This is a genomic window from Arthrobacter sp. ISL-5 (assembly GCF_018613835.1).
Taxonomy (GTDB): Bacteria; Actinomycetota; Actinomycetes; order Actinomycetales; family Micrococcaceae; genus Arthrobacter.
The window spans coordinates 98,138-115,093 of record NZ_JAGGPM010000001.1; the positions used below are offsets into that span (position 1 = coordinate 98,138).

A 16,956-nucleotide genomic window follows, 5' to 3' on the forward strand; every position below is an offset into this window, starting at 1 on the left:
CCGGTGGCTTAGACGTTGGCGGCATCCAGCGCGTCGATCCGCTCCTGGCGGGATGCCACCGAATCCAGGCTGAAGGAACGGAAGTCGCCCAGGTCCTCGCGGATCCAGTCCTCCACCTCGGCGATGCGTTGCTTCGCGGCGGGAGTGGGGCCATGGAAGAGCCAGTACGCGATCCTCGCCCTGCCGGGATCGTACTGCCACAGCCCGATGATCCTGCCGCGGTCAAGAATCGGATGGTCCGGCAGATCGGCCTGCAGCGCAAGGGTGGAGTTCAGCACCTTCTTGTCCCTGTCCTCCTCCGCGAACAGGTCGGCGGAGTTCCGCCGCTGCAGGACCAGCGAATCGGTCCCGGCCAGCAACTGGATCTGTTCCTCTTCTGGCGGCGCAAACGCAGCGAGGCTTTCGACGTCGTCGGGCAGCATCCAGAGCACGTCGCCGCCGGCGGTGGGCTGTTCCACGGCTCCGACGTCGGCCAGCGCGGCTTTGCTGTGGGCCACGGTGAAGCCGGTGAACCATTGGGACTGTCTGAGGGTGGCGCCGCCCGTCCAGCCCAAGTAGCGGCCGATCAGTTCGGTCCGGGCATCCTCCGGGCCGAGCTTGCCGGGCGGCGGCTCCCAGAGGGTGTAGGCGTAGCGCTGCTGGTCCAGGCGCCCGTTGACGGGGACCCGGCGGATCCGGCCGTCTGCCTGAAGCAGCCCCAGGGCCGTCGGCAGGGTGGTGGCCACGCCCTTCTTCTTGCCCTCCTCCCCGAGGTTCCGGACCGATTCGCCCAGCTCGTCCTTGAGCTGTTTGGGATCCATCGGGCCTTCAGCCTCGGAGAGCACGTGCAGGATCTGCTCTTCGAGCAGCGTCATCTCGCCCCTGTCCACGCCCAGCCTGCCCAGCACCCTGAAGGATTCTTCCGCGTTCTTGCCCAGGCTCAGGGCCCAGGCAAAGTCCTCACGGCCCAGGACGTACGTGCAGCCGCGCGCTGTGGGAAGCTCGTGGATCCTCAGGTCAAGGACGTCCTGGTCCACCTGGTCGCGCCGGATCCCCGCCCGGGCGAACAGGGTGAGGTAAGGGTTGGCACCGCCCACCGACCTCGCCCAGCCTGCCCGGGCGAGCACTTCTTCCGACGTGGCACCGGCGAGCGTGCCGTCCAGTCCCTGCCTGTGCCAGGCCCAGGCGCGGAGCAGCTCCGGCGTCAGCTCCTCAGCGCTGAGGCGTGCCGTATTGAGTCCAGCTGCGTCGATGCTTCCTGAGGACGAGACGTGGATAGTCATGCGCTCATTGTCCACCAGCATGCCGGTCCGAGGAATGGTCAGTCCCGCGGCGTGCCTCCGCCGATAGTGTCGAGCACCCACCGTGCGGTCGCGTCCCACTCGGGCAGCAGGTCCCTGCCGGTGAGCGCGGCCTGGCGCCATTGCGCCCGTAACTCCGGGGTGGCGAGCCAGGCTCGCAGGGTTGCTGCGAGCGGCGCCGGGTCCCGGTCAAGGACGACGGCGGCCCCCGGCAGCGTGGATTCGTCACCTGCCGGCGCACCCAGCTTCAGTGCCTCCACGGCGCCCGTTCCGCTCCGGACGACCACCGGAATGCCATGTGCCAGAGATTCGGTGACCACCATGCCGAAAGCCTCGACCTTGGAGACGAGCAGGCTAATGTTCGCTGCATGCCATTCCTCTTCCAGCGCCTGCCCTGTCAGTTCGCCGGCGAGACGCACGCGGCCCTCCAGCCCGTACTCCTCCAATGCCGCCCGGACGTCCCGGGCGTAATCGCGGTCCGCCTCGTCAGAACCGATCAGCGCTGCCGTCCACGGGAGGTCCGTGACCTGGGCCAGGGCGCCGAGCAGGATGAGTTGGTCTTTGTTCGGCAACAGCGCGGCCACGGAGATCAGGTGCGGCGGTTCCGAACCCTTGGCCAGTTCGGCGTGGTTGGTTCCGGGCAGCGCCACGTGGACCTGGGCCAGGCCGTGGCGGCGGATGACCTCCGCCGCGGCAGATCCGCTCGTGCAGATCACGCCGGCTGCCGCGGCGAGGGCGCGGATTTCCAGTTCCGGATGGTCCAGCAGCGGCATGTGCAGCAGAACCCACGGCCGCTGCCCTTCGGCGGCGGCCGCTTCCATCGCCTCGGGCGCGCCGGAGGCGACCAGCCCGTCGACGATCGTGACCGTCCCGCCGGCTCCCTGTTCCGGGGTCCCGGTTCCCGACCCGAGCAAACCAGCCAGCCGCCGTCGTTCTTCACTGCTGCCCACGGGCCAGGTGCCGTCGACCGATTCCATGGCAACGCTGACGCCCAGCCGGCGTAAGCCCTGCACCAGCGAAGCGTTGTAGACGTTGCCGCCGGAGTTGTGGCGGATATTGCCGGGAACAAGCAGCCGGACGGCCGGCAGGGGAGATTCCATGAGCCGTTACCCGCGGGACAGGTCAAGGGCGTAGGACGCCCAGGCATCGGGGTTTTCGCGCAGGGTGACGTCCAGGCCGGCCAGTTCGCGGCCGTCGCCGTCGTCGCGGAGCCGCGCCGCCACGGCCTCCGCGATGTACTGGGCCAGCGCCTCGGTGGTGCTGAGTTTGCCGGCGAACTCCGGGTGTTCGTCCAGGTTGCGGTAGTTGAGCCCGCCGAGCACCTCCTCGAGGATGCCGCCGGCCGCGCCGATGTCCAGGACGATGGCGTCGTCATTGAGGCCCCGACGGCGGAAGGTCACCTCGGCGACGAACGTGGCCCCGTGCAGGCCTTGCGCCGGGCCGAACGCCTCCCGGGGAAGGCTGTGGGCGATCATGAAGTGGCGGCGGACGGTCAGGCTGAACACTGGTTACCTCGTGCTTTCTGTGGTCGGGTATTCGATGATGTGGCACAGCGCATCCAGGGTGCCGGCCGAAAGCTGCTGGACGGCGTCGGGCAGTTCCTTGAACGTGGAGGTGCCCGTGAGGAAGGCGTCGAAGACGGGGTCCTTCAGCAGGGCCACCGCGGTTTCCAGGCGGTCGGCGTTGGTGCGGCGGTGCCGGCGCGCCCTGGCGACGGCGCCCACCTGGCTCGCGCGGATGGACAGCCGGCGGGCGTGGAAGTCCTCACCCAGCGGCAGGCTGACCCTCCGGTCCGCGTACCAGGACATCTCGATGATCTCGCCTTCGTCCCCGACGAGCTTCAGGCTCCGTTCCAGGCCACCTTCCGAGGCGGAGCAGTGGAACACGATGTCGCAGTCCGGAAGGGCGTCGTCGGGGTGGGCGAAATCGACGCCGAGGGCATCGGCCAGTTTCTTGCGGGCGGGGTCCAGGTCCACGAGCTGAAGCCTCGCCAGGGGGAAGGTGCGCAGCAGTGTGGCCACCATGCCGCCCACCAGTCCGGCGCCGATCACCGCGATGCGGTCGCCGAGCCTCGGCCCCGCCTCCCACAGGCCGTTGACGGCTGTTTCCACAGTGCCGGTGAGCACCGCGCGGCGGGGAGGAACGCCGTCGGGAACCCGGGTGAGGGAGGTGACCGGGACGACGTACCGGTCCTGATGCGGATGGAGGCAGAACACCGTCTGGCCTGCCCAGTCCTCCGGCCCCTCCTCGACGACGCCCACCGAAAGGTATCCGAACTTCACCGGCCCAGGAAAGGATCCTTCCTGGTGCGGCGCCCGCATCTGCTCGGCGACGCAAGGCGGAACGGACGCGTGGTGCACCACGAGTTCGGTGCCTTTGCTGATTCCGGAATACAGCGTCCGGACCAGCGCCTCCCCGGGGCCCGGAGCGGGCAGCCCCTCGGCGCGGAGCTCACCCTGGTCAGGGCCAACGGTCCAATATGCGGTTGCTTCTGCAGGCTGCTGGGCACTAGTCATCTTGCTGATGAATCTAGTGCCCGGCCGGGCAAGCGGGAAGAACCGGACGGGCGTGGCCCGTATCGCGGACGCCCGGAGAGCGCCGTTTTGGGGATGCGCGCCTTACTCCGGTACCCTATACAGGTTGGTGACGTGTCCGAGCGGCCGAAGGTGCAACACTCGAAATGTTGTTTGGTGTCAAAGCCAACGTGGGTTCAAATCCCACCGTCACCGCCAATGAGAAAGGCCCCGTTTCCCTTGTAAATAAAGGGAACCGGGGTCTTTTGCTTTGCGAAGATATGCTCCCGCAGTAACGCAGTCTATTAGCCGCCAGTCCCCGATAGTGTCGGTGCCCTCGTCATAGGATGTGGCGACCAGCGGCTCCGTCGGCGTGATCCCAGCCAGACCCACTGGCCGAAGGGGGTCCGGAGTTCCTTGATTCCAGAGATCGGCCGGGATATTTCCCGGCAGTGACGCACTTTCCGACGTAGGCGGAGCAGCCGGCTCCGAAGTGCAGCCTGCAGCAGCCAGCGCCAGCACGGCACTCACCGCCGCTACCGCCAACGCGCGCGGAACTGCCGGCGTCACCACTGGCCACGGAAGCATGACCTGAAGCTATCCGGTGAAGTAACTACTGTCTACGCTCTCAGTGCCTGCCGGGAACAAACTGTCCGCTCACGGACACGGTTCCTCTGCCGCACGTCCCCGTCAGCTACGGGATCGGCAATTCGCGATCGGGCCGTTCGTGATTCGTGACATTGGTCGGAGGCCGATGTCCTGCCCAGTTGCCCTTTTGGGTGCTGAAAACGAGGAATTACCTGGCGGCGGCGGTTATCGGGCCCAACGACTCACGGAACACGACCATGTCCCCATAGCGACGGGCGATTTCGATCACTGTCCGGTTGTCCGTCAGTGCCGGGTCCAAAGGTTTTCTCAGTACCGCGATGACTACCGAGTCTATTGCTGTATTGAGTCCCACCGACTGGATGCCGCCCTTGCCCTGCGTAAGATACTTCTTCACGAGGAGGTCTTTGAGGGCATCAAGTTCGTACCAGGACCAGCGAGCGTCCGCCGTGACAACTCGTTGGCGGCCAGGGTCTAGTTTCGCTGCCAGCTTTTCGTACGCCGACGCGGCCGGATCATCTGACTTGGCCACCCCTACGTATACCTTGGAGTAATCCGAGGCGAAGTAGGTTCCGGAGAAAACCTTTGGATGAGCCATCGCGTACTCATTTACCTTGTCCGCCAGGACGTTCAGCTCCCCGGTCGGAGCGCCCTTGAAAACGGGGTCGGAGTAGATCCGGATGGTCTCACTGGTCGGGGTTGTAGTGGTCGTTGGCGCCGTTTGCCCTGGGGCTGGTCCGTCCGCGCCCGTGCACCCGGTAACGCAAAGGGCACAACTGAGGAAAGCCAGCATCAAGGTTCTGAAGACTTCCATCTGCCGTGCCTCGTCCTGAGTCCTGAGTCCTGAGTCCTGAGTCCTTTAGACGAACTATTCGCCCGCTATAGAGGCCTGTCAAGGCAAGCAAAGCCTTGGCCCAGGCTGTGGCTGTCCCGCTCAGCGTTCCTCCTTGAGACCGTCAAATGGGCACGAGTAAACGAGGCGGCTCGGCTCGCCAATACGCTGTGTTCATGCAAATTCGTGAAACGACCATGGACGACCTGGGACAGGTGAATGCGGTCTTTGAGGCCAGCGACCGCGCACGCTGGACCAAAGAAACGATCAGGCCAAGAGACGACCGAGTCGTGTTGGTGGCCGTCACCGCAGGCGAGGTCGTCGGCGCAGCCAAGACGCATTTTCATCCGGACCCCGATGGCAGCGCCCCCGCCGGCCATTATCTAGGGGGTGTCGTCGTCGCTCCGGAGTTCCGACGGCGAGGGGTAGGTTCTGCCCTAACCCGCGCGAGGATGGAATGGATTTGGTCGCAGGCTTCGAGCGCGTACTACTTCGCTAACGAACACAACACAGCGTCCGTAAGGATGCATGAGGCTCTGGGCTTTCGCCCTGTCGCCCGATTCGCGGAGTTTCACGGAGTGACAGCTGATGAGGGGAGGTCAGAGCTCATTCTCTTCGTGGCTACCCTGCAAGGGTTCCCCCAACAGATCGTCAACAGGAACGGATCATCTGGAGAAGATCTGCCCCGGTAGCCACGACGGCCGCACCTGTCTCGAGGCCGTCCGGCAAGTGGACTAGCTGATCTTCCTCTGTGAGATAAGTCGGGCAGCCGACGGGCATGATCACACACCCGGCCTCGCGTGCGATTTTCACGAGGAGATCCACAGGTCCTCGCCGGAAATGTGATTGGCCATCATTCCGTCACTGTCGAGGTACACATCGGCCGACCCGTTGCCATACTCAATCAATGCGAATCGGTGATGAGGATCCTGACGAACGATGAACGGCTGGAGGGCCTCTCGCATTGCGATCGCCGCCACCCGGGATCGGTTCACCGCTGACGAACCGCTGAAAATAGACATCAAAGGACATGCCGAAGACCGTCCCACGAAGGGTTCGAGTCCGCAAGGGTCAGCCCCCGACGCACTTCCCCGTAACTACCTCTCAAGGTTCCCAATCGGACCTTGGGGCTCGCTCGTGAGCACGTGCGGAGGACTTTGGACGTTCTGTGCAGAGGACTTCGAAAACTGACTGTCATTTTCCGAAGTCGTCTGCACAAACTGCCCCGAAAGTGCGGGAGTTGTGCAATCGGGTATGGACATCTGGGTGTCCGAAGTCCCCTGCACAAAGCGTCACTTTGGTCAGTAGCCGCCTGCACGAAACGTCAGGGTACCGCGGCTCGCTAGTAGCGGCGCGGAATGTAGTGACAATGCCGGGCCGAAGCGATTTCACGATGCGCCGGCTCGCTGGTGGGAGAAGGTCACGTGGCCGGCGCGGCGCGCTGGATGGCCCGGTAGACGGTGGAGCGGGCGACGCCGAAGAGTTCGGCAATCTCCGTTGTGGTGTGTGTGCGGTCCTGGTGGAGGCTCACGAGGTGTGCTTCCTGCTTTTTAGTGAGTTTGGGCTGTCGACCTCGAAGCTTGCCTTTGGACTTCGCCACTGCCATGCCTTCGCGGGTCCGGGCACGGATAAGGTCGGATTCGAATTCGGCGACCATGCCCAGGACGTTGAAGAGCAGCTTTCCAACCGGGTCATGGGGATTGTAGATGCTACCGCCGATGTTGAGGATTACGCCCTTGCGTGTGAGTTCGTCGGCGATATCCCTTGCATCCGGCAGGGACCGTGCGAGCCGGTCAAGTTTGGTCACCACGAAGGTGTCGCCGCTGCGGCACGCGGCGAGGGCCTTTTCCAACCCGGGTCGGTCGCGTTTGGTGCCGGTGAATCCGTGGTCGACGTGGACCATCTCGGCGTCGACGCCGAGGGCGTGGAGGGCATGATGCTGGGCGGTGAGGTCTTGGTTGCTGGTCGAGCAGCGGGCGTAGCCGATGAGCATGCTTCGGACTGTAGCGTATAAGGCACCTTCACCGGGCATTAAATCGGGCAGGGTATACGGGAATCTGGCAAGGGCGGAAACACGCGGATGTAAAGAAGGCCCATGGGCTGCGCCGGGACGTCCGGTGGACGACCGTCTAACGGGTAGGTTTTCATCTTTCGCGTTTGTCATCCGTGGGCTGATACCCCAGGTCTGCCGAGCCGCTGCGCTTCCTCATTTCGTATGGATGTCAGGCGTTGGCGGGGTCAGGAGCTTCGCGCCGCGTGTGAGTTGTCCGCGTTGATGGGGCCGGTGAGGAGTGAGTGGAGCTGCACCGTCGTAAGTGCCTGTACGGGGAGTTGAGCAGTGTCACCGCGTTGAGGGGCCAGGCCATCGAGCATGACCCATAAATAGCGGCGGTACAGGTCGCGGGAATCGCTACGTTCTTCGATTTCGGATCCGTCCTGCACGACGTTGCTGATGGAGATGCAGGCTATCTGGAGGAAGACTAAATCGGTGCCGGTAGCGTCTCCGCGTATAACTCCGGCATCGCGTGCACGCTCGGCGACGCGATTCACAAGAGGTGCGAGCCGGTTGCGGCTCTGATCGTGCATTTCCGGCCTCACGCGCCGACCGGTGAGGAGCTGAGCCATCGCGCGGTCTTTGACATGCAGAGCGAGCGATTTCTCCAAATAGAGCACGAGAGCGTCCCAAGGGTCGTCCATGGCGAGGGATTCATTCAGGATTGCCTCGAGTTCACTGTCCTGCTGACACCGAATCGCGTCGATGAGGTCTTCCTTGTTCGCGAATCGTCGGTACGCGGTGCCCACACCCACGCCGGCATGGTGGGCGACATCGTTCAGGGTCGCATCCAGGCCCCGCTGGGCGAAGAGCTCGCGCCCTGCTTCCAAGAGTCGTGCGCGATTGCGGGCGGCATCCTTGCGGAGCTTGACGTCGTTCATGTGAAGACTCTACCAAAGCGGTTGCGACGTATCCGCTTCTATGATAATTTCTTTACACGGATGCGCTGTATCCACTTCCTGAGACCATTTTGCTGCCTTCAGACAACGCGCATCCAAACCCCGAAGTCCGGCACTAAAACCGGCGCCTCCAGAAGGGCTCCCAGGTCTCCGTCTTGACTCGGGTATTCCAGATTTGTAGCAGTCAACGCTCCGGCGCCCAGCGCGAACCGGGGTCAGTCGTACTGCCGATTAGAAGTGAAGGAAAACATGCTGACATCTGAGCAGCGTCGCGACGCCGAATCGGCGATCGCACGCTTGATCTACACCTACTGCCATCGTCTGGATGGCGCTGACTTGGCCGGCGCTGCCGCATTGTTCGAGAACGCACGCTGGCAGCTATCGCCCGATGTGATCTGCCACGGCGCCGCGGAGCATCTCGCTGCCCTCCAGGTCATCCGTGTCTACGGTGACCGGCTCGGCACCCGGCATGTGGTGAGCAACATGATCATCGACATCGCGGAGGACGGTGCAACCGCTCAAAGCGTCTCGTACGTCGACTCGATCCAGGTAACCGAGGACTTCCCGCTGCAGCTGATTTTCCAGGGGCGTTACCTCGACACGTTCGTATTCGAAGAGGGATCGTGGCGTTTTCACGAGCGGGTTGTCGATGCCGACGGCGTCGGCGACATGCGAGCCCACCACAAGCCCGCAACGGGTGTCGCGGCGGAGGCCTCCTGAGCACGGCGCCAGCCATCCTGCGGTCGTGCTTCTGATGCGACTGGACACCCTGTCGTGGGAGTGCGCTCCAACTTCAACATTGAACCGATAGATGGAAAGAGAAAAGATGTCCTCGACAGTCAAGTTCAACAATGGCGTCACCATGCCCGGGATCGGCCTGGGCGTGTTCCAGACAGCTCCGGAGGAGACGGTCACCGCGGTGCAGACGGCGCTGGAGCTCGGGTACCGACACATTGACACCACGGCCGCCTACTTGAACGAGCGGGAGGTTGGTGAGGGCCTGCACCGCTCTGGGGTGCGGCGGGAAGAGGTGTTCATCGAAACCAAGGTGTGGGTCACGGACTACGGGTACGAAGAGACGCTGCACGCGTTCGAGAAGAGTGCTAAGAAGCTCGGCGTCGAGCAGCTGGATTTGCTGCTCTTGCACCAGCCGTTGACCGCGAAGTTCGAGCGGACGATCCAGGCCTACAAGGCGCTGGAGAAGCTCCTGGCCGACGGGGCTGTTCGTGCCATCGGCGTGAGCAACCTCGTGCCGGCCCGCCTCGACGCACTGTTGGCGGAGACCGACGTCGTGCCGGCGGTCAACCAGATCGAACTGCATCCGTACAACATCCGTGCCGAGCTGCAGGCGAAAAACACCGAACACGGCATCCTTACCCAGGCGTGGTCCCCGATCGGTGGTATCCGCAGCTACAACGGTGAGCCCACCAACCCGCTGAAAGACACCACGATCCGCGCCATCGGCGAGGGCTACGGCAAGACCAATGCGCAGGTCATCCTGCGCTGGCACATCCAGCAGGGCCGCTCCGCTATCCCGAAGTCCATCAACGCCGAACGCATCGCCGCGAACTTCGACGTGTTCGACTTCGAGCTGACGAACGATGAGCTGGCACGGATCGATGCCTTGGACACCGGCGACACCCTCGACATCGACAACCTCGACGTCGAGTCCTTCGGCATCGTCATCGACGAGGCCTGAGTATTACCTCACACCGCGGCCGGCCCCTGAGTGAGGAAGAGTTGGCGGCGCCAGTCCCGATTCCAATGCGCCGCTGGGGGACCTCGGACGAAGTGGCGAATGTGGTGCTGTTCCTGGCCAGCGACGAAGCCAGCTTTGTCACCGGCGGCGCCTAAGCCGCTATGGCGGCTGGCTCGGCTGAATACCCCTGACTCAACCGCCGTCAGTGTCACGCAATCATCAGGAAAGGAAATCATGACAACCTCCACCACCAGTGGCACGACCCGCACCAGTGGCATGACGCGCCTTCGGACCATCATCTTCGCGATCGCCGGCGGCCTCGCCGTTGGAAACCTTTACTGGGCGCAGCCCCTTATCGAGGAGATCGCAGGCTCGCTTGAGGTGTCTTCCGCTGTCGCCGCGTCGCTGGTAACCGTCACCCAGATCGGTTACGCGCTCGGGATCTTCTTGATTGTCCCCCTTGGCGATGTTCTCAACCGCAAGAGGATGATCCCCCTTATTCTCGGACTGTCAGCGTTCGCCCTCATCGGCGCGGCCGTGGCCCCCACTTTCTCGCTACTGCTCGCCGCGCTCGGCGGGGTGGGCCTGACCACCGTTTCGGCGCAGTTGCTGACCCCGCTGGCCAGTGAGCTGGCAGCTCCCGAACAGCGCGGGCGCGTGCTCGGGACGATCGCTTCCGGAGCCCTCATTGGCGTGCTTCTGTCCCGCACCATCAGCGGAGCTGTAGCAGAGTACGTCGGCTGGCGCGCCATCTACGTCCTCGCCGCCATCCTCACCGTCGCTCTCGCTTTCGTGCTGTCGTTTCTAATCCCGCGGCTGGAAAAGCGCCCGGCCACGAACTACTTCCGTCTGCTCAGGTCCGTGCTCACCACCGTTGCCCAGCACCGCGCCGCCGCGCCCACAATCCTCATCAGCGCCGCCGTGTTCTCCGTGTTCTCCCTGTTCTGGACCTCGCTGACCTACCTGTTGTCGGCGCCGCCGTTCTCCTTCACCGTTGGCCAGATTGGCGTGTTCGGCCTCGCTGGCCTCGCAGGTGCAGTCGCCGCACGGCGCGCTGGCATGTTCCACGATCGCGGCTGGTCAGTCCCAGCCTCTGGAGTCGCGCTCGGCCTCCTGGCCGTCTCCCTCGTCGGCGCCTGGCTGGCACAGTCGTCCGTGATCGTCCTGGTCGTGGTCGTGATCGTGTTGGATCTCGCTGCGCAGGCCACCCTTGTGCTGGGCCAGACCCGGCTGCTGTCCCTGCCCGGTCAGAACCGGAGCCGCTTGAACACCGCTTTCGTGGTCAGTAACTTCCTTGGCGGCGCGATCGGCTCCGCCCTCGCCGGGCCGCTATGGGCCACCGGCGGGTGGACCACCATCACCGGCACCGCCCTGGGCATTGTCGTCGTCGCGTTCCTCGTCTGGGTCTTCACCCGCCGCGGGGCTCTCATCGACCAGAACTGACACCACCGAACACCAGGAAAGAGATCCTCGAATGTCTCGCATCTTCATCACCGGCTCCTCGGAAGGACTCGGTCGAAACGCGGCCCTCGACCGCCTGGATGACGGGCACGAGCTCGTCCTCCACGCACGCAACCCCCGCCGGGCCGACGCCTTAAGCGACCTGACCGCGCGCAGGGTACGGGTGGTCGTCGGAGATCTCGCCCACACCGACGGCGTTCGCGCCGTCGCAGAGCAAGTGAACAGCATCGGCCGGATGGACGCCATCATCCACAACGCCGGCGTCGTCGACGGAGCCGCCCTCCTGCCGGTGAACGTCCTCGCCCCCTACCTGCTCACCGCGCTGATCGAACGCCCCGAGCGGCTGGTGTACATCAGCAGCGGCATGCACCGCGGCGGGCGGGCCGACCTTACCGGCGCGGACTGGTCAGGGACCCGGGCCACCAAGACATACTCCGACTCGAAACTGTTCATCACCGCGTTCACGATGTTCCTCGCCCGCACCTGGCCCGACGTCCACACCAATGCCGTGGACCCCGGCTGGGTGCCCACCCGCATGGGCGGGCCCGCGGCGTCGGATGACCTCCGTGAAGGCCACCTCACCCAGGCGTGGCTGGCCGGAAGCAACAACCCCGGAGCCAAAGTCACAGGCGGGTACTGGCACCACATGCACCAGCAGGCCCCCCACCCGGCCACCCTGAACCAAGGCTTTCAGGACGAGCTCGTCGCACAACTCGCCGACCACACCGGCGTCGCCCTCCCGACCACCGTAGAACCAACCGCCAACCCCACCAATGAAAGAAGATCCTCATGACTGACCAGCCCAAGCAGATAGGCGGCGGACGCCGCCTGTTCGGCGACTTCGCTCCGAAGCTCGCCGCCCTCACCGACGACGTGCTCTTCGACGACGTCTGGAACCGCCCCGAGCTCTCCGCCCGCGACCGCAGCCTCATCACCGTCGCGGTGCTCGCCGCCGGCGGCGACTACGCCCAGCTCGAGTTCCACCTCGGCCGTGCCGTTGAGAACGGCGTGACCCAGGAAGAGCTCATCGAAGCCCTAACCCACGTCACCCTCTACGCCGGCTGGCCCAAGGGGATGGGTGCGATGGGAATAGCTAAGAAGGTGTTTACCGACTAACGGCCAAGGCCGAGGACGAGCTCCGAAGTCCCTTCTCTTCTCTCCCGGCCCGAAGATAAGGGACTTCTCCTCGCGTCCGGCGATGACGGAAGCCGGTTCCTCAGGTCCGGACTTCTACGACCGCAACCGCATGAGCCGCGTCCGGGAGGACATCGACAGCGGCCGCGCGGCCTAGATTGCCGCTGATACCGAGCGACCAGGACCACATAATCAGGGAGGTTATTCGGCGTCGTCATTGGTTTCAAGAATCTGGGCCAGATGGTTCAGGACTTGCTCGGCACCCTCGTCTTCTGCGCGTAGAACCACTGAGGACCTGGCACGCATCCACGAGACCATCCCCACCGGCGGTATCGGAAGCCGTCATTGAGGCCGTCACAGGTCACCGTTGTCATCAACTAAACACGCAACTTGTTGGGTTAGACCTGCCCGAGAAAGTGCCCGTTCAAGGATCCTTCAACGGGCGGTGGCGGACATCGCGGCAGGGGCTCCCTTGCCGGGGTCCTTGCCGCGGGCTTCCTCCCGCGCCGTCCTAGCAGTGCTATCTACAAGTGATCGCGTCGAAGTCGAGAAGGCCACTAGTGGTATGGAAGGTGACCGTATAGGTCGTAACCGTGGGACTCAACAACCTGGTCAAAGAGCAGTTTCTGCACAGCATCAGGGTAGTGCCCGAAGGGCGCTCTACGAAGGCACCAGGCGACGAGGCTTGTTCAACAAGAAGGAACCGGAACACAGGACCTAGATCAGTATCCGTACTTGTTGACCACGATCTGCACGATGTGAGCGTCGTCCTCCTGGCCGTAGTCAGTGATCGTGATGCGTACGTTCCAGCCGTCAATGACACCAATGGCCCGGCAGTCCAGCCCACCTGCATTAAAGCGGGGGTTCCGTACACATGGCTTGTACTCCCGGGGGCTCAAAGAAACCTGTTGGATGTACTTCTCCAGGTCACCCTCCCCGTACTTCCGGTGAGTGTCCCACCTGTATGAGTACTGGGAGCAAGGTCCATCCAGAGGGATGCACAGTGCAGCAGCCATCGGAGGCTGGGTATCCAAGCTTTCCCATGCTGGCTCTGGTTGGATGCGGTCGGCAATCGACTTGAGCTCAGTGACGATCTGATCGCTTTTCCACGACGCCCAGAGGAAGAAGGTTGTGACAAGGGCAACCGCACCTGCCAACACTGCGAGCCATATCTTTCGGCTCCTGCTCATGCCCTTCCTGCTCATCACAACACAAGCTTAACTTTCAGTCCCCGGATCTTGTCCTCAAGCTAGAGGACCGCCGACGGTGGTGAACAGGGCAGAAAGCAGGCGCAGCCGTGAACAACCCGCGCCCACGGCCGGCCGGGACCTGCCCCGCCCACCCTGAGCACAAAACGGGCCACTTCGTGGCCCAGCTCTGGCTAAGAGCAATGTCTGATTGGGGATTCTCTACCGGCTGTGCCATCCAATGCCGCCCACCACGGCGGTCGCCCGTTTCCGGCCGCTCGTTCATCTCTGCTTCAGACTTCTCGGCCGGGTGTACCAAGTTCCAGCGCCTGCAACGCGCCTGGGAGTGCGAAGACGGTGCTGATGAAGCTGAGGTTGATGTCCAGGTCTGGCCGCGCCTGGCGCCCTTCCAGTCCCCATACCCGCGTTCCTTTGCGCCGAATCCATGACATGCTGCGATTGACCCATCGTTCATAGTCTTTGGAAATACCCGCCATCGAATCTGCTTGCGACCCAATCGAACTGGGCAAGATCACCTCTGCAATTTGAGGAGCAGGAGACCACAACATGGTGGGCGAAGCATCGGAATCTACCAATGCTTCTTCCGCAGCAGGAGCTAACCGTTCCCAGTTCAATCGATTGAATACGCTGGTGACAGAGCCACCTTGCATGGCTGCATCACCCGGACGTATTGGAATGGGTAAGCCGAGCTGGTGATTGATTACCAGCACGCGTGATTGCTCAAGGGCATCTTGCCGGCTCAAGGCCGTTAGCGGCGTCTTAACGACTGGCCATGGATGCAGGGTCACCTTTGCGGGCTCACCTAGATAGTCGAGCAGCATCATTTGATCTTCAAGAGTCGCAAAGTAATGCACGGCGGTCACCATGAACTGGAGTCTTTCATGCCGAAAGGCAGTTTTAGAGGATGCCCGCAAGCCGGTCCCTATCCGGACGGATCGTCTGCGGTGAAGAACAGGATCCGGCAGGAACGTCACGATCGCCCCGGAACACAGCGCCACGAGATCCTTGGGTGGCCCGAAGCCCGCGCTGATTCGACGTCGGGCACTCAGCTCCTGGTCTCGTACCTGGTAAGGACCACACCGTCGGGAAACGTCCGGGTCTCCACCAGGCTCAGGTTCACCCAGTTGTCCAGGGCTGTGAAGAACGGCGTGCCGCCGCCCACCAGGACCGGATGGGTGACGATCGCGTACTCGTCGATCAGCCCGGCCCGCATGGCCGCCGCGGCGAGTGTGGCACCGCCGATGTCCATGGGGCCGCCGTCGTCGGCCTTGAGCCGGGTGATCTCGGTGACCGCGTCGCCGGTGACCAGGCGGGTATTCCAGTCGACCGTGCTGGTCGTCGAGGAGAACACCACCTTCGGCATGTCCCGCCAGCGGCGGGCGAACTCGATCTGCGCCGGTGTGGCGCCAGGCTGCTGGTCGGCGGTCGGCCAGTGGGAGCTCATCGTCTCCCACAGTTTGCGCCCGTACAGCGCCAGGCCCGTCGCCCCCACCCGGTCGGACCACCATTGGAACAGCTCGTCGCTCGGTACGCTCCAGCCGAGGTCGTCGCCGGGCGCGGCGATGTAGCCGTCCAGGCTCAGGTTCATGCCGAAGGTCAGTTTGCGCATGGCGCCAGTCTCCCGTGAGTCGGTATTCGTTGTACAGACCAGCACGGCGCGGAAAAGTCATCGGTCAGGCCACACCGAGGGCCAGTTGACCACCACGCCAAGCAGATGCTCCGTACGGAAAGGATCCCCATGCGGACATGTAGTCGGCCGCGCAGACGACTTTGGACATTTCGTGCAGACGACTTCGGAAAATGACACTTCGGAAACTGACAGGACGAGGCCCGGGTTCCGTCTTTCGTTGCGTTATGTCTTCTGTTACGTTATTTCGTTCTGCGACGAAAGATGACACTAAAACTGATGAGTGGAAACGGTTCTGGTGGAGACGACGACAGCGGGAGTGCCGCTGCTTGAGTACCACGGGAGAACCTGGACGATCGCGGCTGAGCCGACGCGCTGGTACGAGCGCATCAACTGGTGGGCTGAATTCAAACGCCTCCCCCGCGAATGCGCGTCGCACATTGACCTTGAAGGGTGCGTAATTTTCAGGTCCGGCAGCGGTAGGAAGAGGAAGAATCTTCGGAGAGCGCCCGGGCAAGTAGATAGGAGAGGCGAACATCGTCATTCGCACCGACAACTACTAGCCGGGGCCGCGTCAGGCAGAATATCCTCATGTGCGGCAGATATGTGATGTCCAAGGCCACCGGTGACCTGCTGAGCTACTTTGATGCCAAAGAAGTGGAGGGCACCCCTCCCCCACCCAGCTGGAATGTGGCGCCTACCCAAGACGTGCCCATCGTGGCTGAACGATTGGACGAGGGAAACATCGAACGGCACCTCCTCGTGGCCCGCTGGGGACTGGTGCCGTCCTGGGCGAAGGACATCAAGATCGGCAACAAGCTGATCAACGCCCGCAGCGAGTCGATCCTGGAAAAGCCATCGTTCCGCAAAGCAGCAGTCAAACGCAGGGCTATCGTTCCTGCCGACGGCTACTTTGAGTGGCAGAAGACCGAGGACGGCAAGAAGATCTCGAACTACCTCTACTCTGAGAACGAACCGCTGCTCGGCTTTGCCGGCCTGTACGAGTGGTGGGCTGATCCGTCTCTTCCCGAGGACGACCCTGGCCGCTGGCTGCTCAGTTGCACGGTGCTGACCACCACGACGCAGGATGCCCTGGGACATGTCCACGACAGGTCGCCAGTGATCATCCCGCGTGACCGGTTCGCCGAATGGCTGGATCCGGATCTCACGGACAAGGCTGACGTGCAGCAGCTGCTGGACTCCCTGCCGGAGCCGACCCTGACTCCAAGGATTGTCAGCACCCGGGTCAACAGTGTCCGGAACAACGGGCCCGAGCTCATCGAGCCTGCTGAGTGAGCTCCGCGTGAAGCCAGCGAAGCGCCGCCCCAAAATGACCACAGGGCTGTTTGCGCTGATTCTCGTAATTTTCAATGCCGGCGTTGTCGCGTGGATGATTTGGGCCTTCAGGGACCCCACGTCAGGATACGGTGCGGGATTCGTGATGATCTTTGTCGCGCTGTCGACCTTGCTCAGCGCCTTCCTGGGCGTCAGGTCCCTAGTCGATAAGAGTGGCAGGCTGCCAGGAGCTATTGCTCTGGCAATATGCGGCGCCGGCTTGTTGCTTGCCCTTTACAGCATGATCGCCGAGGGTATGTGAAGCTCATGAAGCCAGTGCAGCTTCGCCTACAGAGTCCGCCGCCCCCG

20 protein-coding genes and 1 tRNA gene are annotated in these 16,956 nt (G+C 63.3%); 10 read left to right on the forward strand and 11 right to left on the reverse strand.

The features are described from left to right. Positions 1-8 precede the first annotated feature (8 nt). The 4 genes from J7I89_RS00450 to J7I89_RS00465 are packed head-to-tail and all read right to left on the reverse strand — an operon-like array spanning position 9 to position 3,796. A complete protein-coding gene (locus tag J7I89_RS00450) occupies positions 9-1,262 on the reverse strand; it encodes a DNA glycosylase AlkZ-like family protein (RefSeq protein ID WP_214966436.1) in 1,254 nt (417 codons plus the stop codon). Positions 1,263-1,300: 38 nt separating this feature from the next. Then, entirely contained in the window at positions 1,301-2,380 is a 1,080-nt protein-coding gene (locus tag J7I89_RS00455) for a glycosyltransferase family 4 protein (protein ID WP_214966437.1), read from the reverse strand. A 6-nt stretch (positions 2,381-2,386) separates the two neighbouring features. Further along, positions 2,387-2,785, reverse strand: coding sequence for a 6-carboxytetrahydropterin synthase (locus J7I89_RS00460; protein ID WP_214966438.1), 399 nt, complete (start codon positions 2,783-2,785; stop codon positions 2,387-2,389). Between the two features lie 3 nt (positions 2,786-2,788). Then, a complete protein-coding gene (locus tag J7I89_RS00465; protein WP_214966439.1) occupies positions 2,789-3,796 on the reverse strand; it encodes a zinc-binding alcohol dehydrogenase in 1,008 nt (335 codons plus the stop codon). A 126-nt stretch (positions 3,797-3,922) separates the two neighbouring features. Here J7I89_RS00465 and J7I89_RS00470 point away from each other — a divergent pair. Further along, a tRNA-Ser gene (locus tag J7I89_RS00470) sits at positions 3,923-4,012 on the forward strand. A gap of 577 nt (positions 4,013-4,589) precedes the next feature. Here the strand turns inward: J7I89_RS00470 and J7I89_RS00475 are convergent. Next, the gene (locus J7I89_RS00475; RefSeq protein ID WP_214966440.1) at positions 4,590-5,213 is read right to left on the reverse strand and encodes a hypothetical protein; all 624 of its coding nucleotides are present in this window, start codon (positions 5,211-5,213) and stop codon (positions 4,590-4,592) included. Between the two features lie 194 nt (positions 5,214-5,407). Here J7I89_RS00475 and J7I89_RS00480 point away from each other — a divergent pair, with 194 nt between their 5' ends. Next, a complete protein-coding gene (locus J7I89_RS00480; protein WP_214966441.1) occupies positions 5,408-5,923 on the forward strand; it encodes a GNAT family N-acetyltransferase in 516 nt (171 codons plus the stop codon). 117 nt (positions 5,924-6,040) lie between these two features. Here the strand turns inward: J7I89_RS00480 and J7I89_RS00485 are convergent, their stop codons facing one another. The 3 genes from J7I89_RS00485 to J7I89_RS00495 all read right to left on the reverse strand — a co-directional run bounded on the left by J7I89_RS00485 (position 6,041) and on the right by J7I89_RS00495 (position 8,165). Then, a complete protein-coding gene (locus J7I89_RS00485) occupies positions 6,041-6,253 on the reverse strand; it encodes a hypothetical protein (protein WP_214966443.1) in 213 nt (70 codons plus the stop codon). Positions 6,254-6,651: 398 nt separating this feature from the next. After that, positions 6,652-7,224 carry a recombinase family protein gene (locus tag J7I89_RS00490; RefSeq protein WP_251044720.1) on the reverse strand — a complete coding sequence of 191 codons (573 nt, stop codon included), beginning with the start codon at positions 7,222-7,224 and terminating at the stop codon, positions 6,652-6,654. Between the two features lie 245 nt (positions 7,225-7,469). Next, positions 7,470-8,165, reverse strand: a complete 696-nt coding sequence (locus J7I89_RS00495; RefSeq protein ID WP_214966445.1) for a TetR/AcrR family transcriptional regulator — start codon at positions 8,163-8,165, stop codon at positions 7,470-7,472. Between the two features lie 267 nt (positions 8,166-8,432). On the opposite strand from J7I89_RS00495, the gene J7I89_RS00500 reads away from it, so the two are divergent. The 6 genes from J7I89_RS00500 to J7I89_RS00525 all read left to right on the forward strand — a co-directional run bounded on the left by J7I89_RS00500 (position 8,433) and on the right by J7I89_RS00525 (position 12,459). Beyond that, positions 8,433-8,903: a nuclear transport factor 2 family protein gene (locus tag J7I89_RS00500; RefSeq protein ID WP_214966446.1), complete on the forward strand. Its 471-nt coding sequence runs from the start codon at positions 8,433-8,435 to the stop codon at positions 8,901-8,903. Between the two features lie 106 nt (positions 8,904-9,009). Then, positions 9,010-9,882, forward strand: coding sequence for an aldo/keto reductase (locus tag J7I89_RS00505; protein WP_214966447.1), 873 nt, complete (start codon positions 9,010-9,012; stop codon positions 9,880-9,882). A gap of 41 nt (positions 9,883-9,923) precedes the next feature. Further along, positions 9,924-10,037: an SDR family oxidoreductase gene (locus tag J7I89_RS00510; protein ID WP_251044721.1), complete on the forward strand. Its 114-nt coding sequence runs from the start codon at positions 9,924-9,926 to the stop codon at positions 10,035-10,037. A gap of 79 nt (positions 10,038-10,116) precedes the next feature. Further along, positions 10,117-11,325 (forward strand): MFS transporter, encoded by a 1,209-nt coding sequence (locus J7I89_RS00515; protein ID WP_214966448.1) that lies wholly within the window; start codon positions 10,117-10,119, stop codon positions 11,323-11,325. 31 nt (positions 11,326-11,356) lie between these two features. After that, positions 11,357-12,136 carry an SDR family NAD(P)-dependent oxidoreductase gene (locus J7I89_RS00520; RefSeq protein WP_214966449.1) on the forward strand — a complete coding sequence of 260 codons (780 nt, stop codon included), beginning with the start codon at positions 11,357-11,359 and terminating at the stop codon, positions 12,134-12,136. Further along, positions 12,133-12,459: a carboxymuconolactone decarboxylase family protein gene (locus J7I89_RS00525; protein WP_214966450.1), complete on the forward strand. Its 327-nt coding sequence runs from the start codon at positions 12,133-12,135 to the stop codon at positions 12,457-12,459. The genes J7I89_RS00520 and J7I89_RS00525 overlap by 4 nt, the downstream gene beginning before the upstream one ends. Before the next feature lie 740 nt (positions 12,460-13,199). Here the strand turns inward: J7I89_RS00525 and J7I89_RS00530 are convergent. The 3 genes from J7I89_RS00530 to J7I89_RS00540 form a co-directional block, all read right to left on the reverse strand. Further along, complete coding sequence (locus tag J7I89_RS00530; protein ID WP_214966451.1) at positions 13,200-13,685, reverse strand: hypothetical protein; 486 nt, start codon at positions 13,683-13,685, stop codon at positions 13,200-13,202. Positions 13,686-13,957: 272 nt separating this feature from the next. Then, complete coding sequence (locus J7I89_RS00535; protein WP_214966452.1) at positions 13,958-14,551, reverse strand: hypothetical protein; 594 nt, start codon at positions 14,549-14,551, stop codon at positions 13,958-13,960. Between the two features lie 179 nt (positions 14,552-14,730). Next, a complete protein-coding gene (locus J7I89_RS00540) occupies positions 14,731-15,294 on the reverse strand; it encodes a dihydrofolate reductase family protein (RefSeq protein ID WP_214966453.1) in 564 nt (187 codons plus the stop codon). Positions 15,295-15,903: 609 nt separating this feature from the next. Between J7I89_RS00540 and J7I89_RS00545 the strand changes: the two genes are divergently transcribed. Then, entirely contained in the window at positions 15,904-16,608 is a 705-nt protein-coding gene (locus J7I89_RS00545; protein WP_214966454.1) for an SOS response-associated peptidase, read from the forward strand. A gap of 7 nt (positions 16,609-16,615) precedes the next feature. Then, positions 16,616-16,909, forward strand: a complete 294-nt coding sequence (locus J7I89_RS00550) for a hypothetical protein (RefSeq protein ID WP_214966455.1) — start codon at positions 16,616-16,618, stop codon at positions 16,907-16,909. The last annotated feature ends 47 nt before the right edge of the window (positions 16,910-16,956 follow it).

What these genes read in the sequence shown, in the direction of transcription:
- J7I89_RS00450 (WP_214966436.1), bottom strand. Translation starts at nt 1,262, where the DNA reads ATGACTATCCACGTCTCGTCCTCAGGAAGCATCGACGCAGCTGGACTC.
- J7I89_RS00455 (WP_214966437.1), bottom strand. Translation starts at nt 2,380, where the DNA reads ATGGAATCTCCCCTGCCGGCCGTCCGGCTGCTTGTTCCCGGCAATATC.
- J7I89_RS00465 (WP_214966439.1), bottom strand. Translation starts at nt 3,796, where the DNA reads ATGACTAGTGCCCAGCAGCCTGCAGAAGCAACCGCATATTGGACCGTT.
- J7I89_RS00475 (WP_214966440.1), bottom strand. Translation starts at nt 5,213, where the DNA reads ATGGAAGTCTTCAGAACCTTGATGCTGGCTTTCCTCAGTTGTGCCCTT.
- J7I89_RS00480 (WP_214966441.1), top strand. Translation starts at nt 5,408, where the DNA reads ATGCAAATTCGTGAAACGACCATGGACGACCTGGGACAGGTGAATGCG.
- J7I89_RS00485 (WP_214966443.1), bottom strand. Translation starts at nt 6,253, where the DNA reads ATGTCTATTTTCAGCGGTTCGTCAGCGGTGAACCGATCCCGGGTGGCG.
- J7I89_RS00490 (WP_251044720.1), bottom strand. Translation starts at nt 7,224, where the DNA reads ATGCTCATCGGCTACGCCCGCTGCTCGACCAGCAACCAAGACCTCACC.
- J7I89_RS00495 (WP_214966445.1), bottom strand. Translation starts at nt 8,165, where the DNA reads ATGAACGACGTCAAGCTCCGCAAGGATGCCGCCCGCAATCGCGCACGA.
- J7I89_RS00500 (WP_214966446.1), top strand. Translation starts at nt 8,433, where the DNA reads ATGCTGACATCTGAGCAGCGTCGCGACGCCGAATCGGCGATCGCACGC.
- J7I89_RS00505 (WP_214966447.1), top strand. Translation starts at nt 9,010, where the DNA reads ATGTCCTCGACAGTCAAGTTCAACAATGGCGTCACCATGCCCGGGATC.
- J7I89_RS00515 (WP_214966448.1), top strand. Translation starts at nt 10,117, where the DNA reads ATGACAACCTCCACCACCAGTGGCACGACCCGCACCAGTGGCATGACG.
- J7I89_RS00520 (WP_214966449.1), top strand. Translation starts at nt 11,357, where the DNA reads ATGTCTCGCATCTTCATCACCGGCTCCTCGGAAGGACTCGGTCGAAAC.
- J7I89_RS00525 (WP_214966450.1), top strand. Translation starts at nt 12,133, where the DNA reads ATGACTGACCAGCCCAAGCAGATAGGCGGCGGACGCCGCCTGTTCGGC.
- J7I89_RS00535 (WP_214966452.1), bottom strand. Translation starts at nt 14,551, where the DNA reads ATGGTGACCGCCGTGCATTACTTTGCGACTCTTGAAGATCAAATGATG.
- J7I89_RS00540 (WP_214966453.1), bottom strand. Translation starts at nt 15,294, where the DNA reads ATGCGCAAACTGACCTTCGGCATGAACCTGAGCCTGGACGGCTACATC.
- J7I89_RS00545 (WP_214966454.1), top strand. Translation starts at nt 15,904, where the DNA reads ATGTGCGGCAGATATGTGATGTCCAAGGCCACCGGTGACCTGCTGAGC.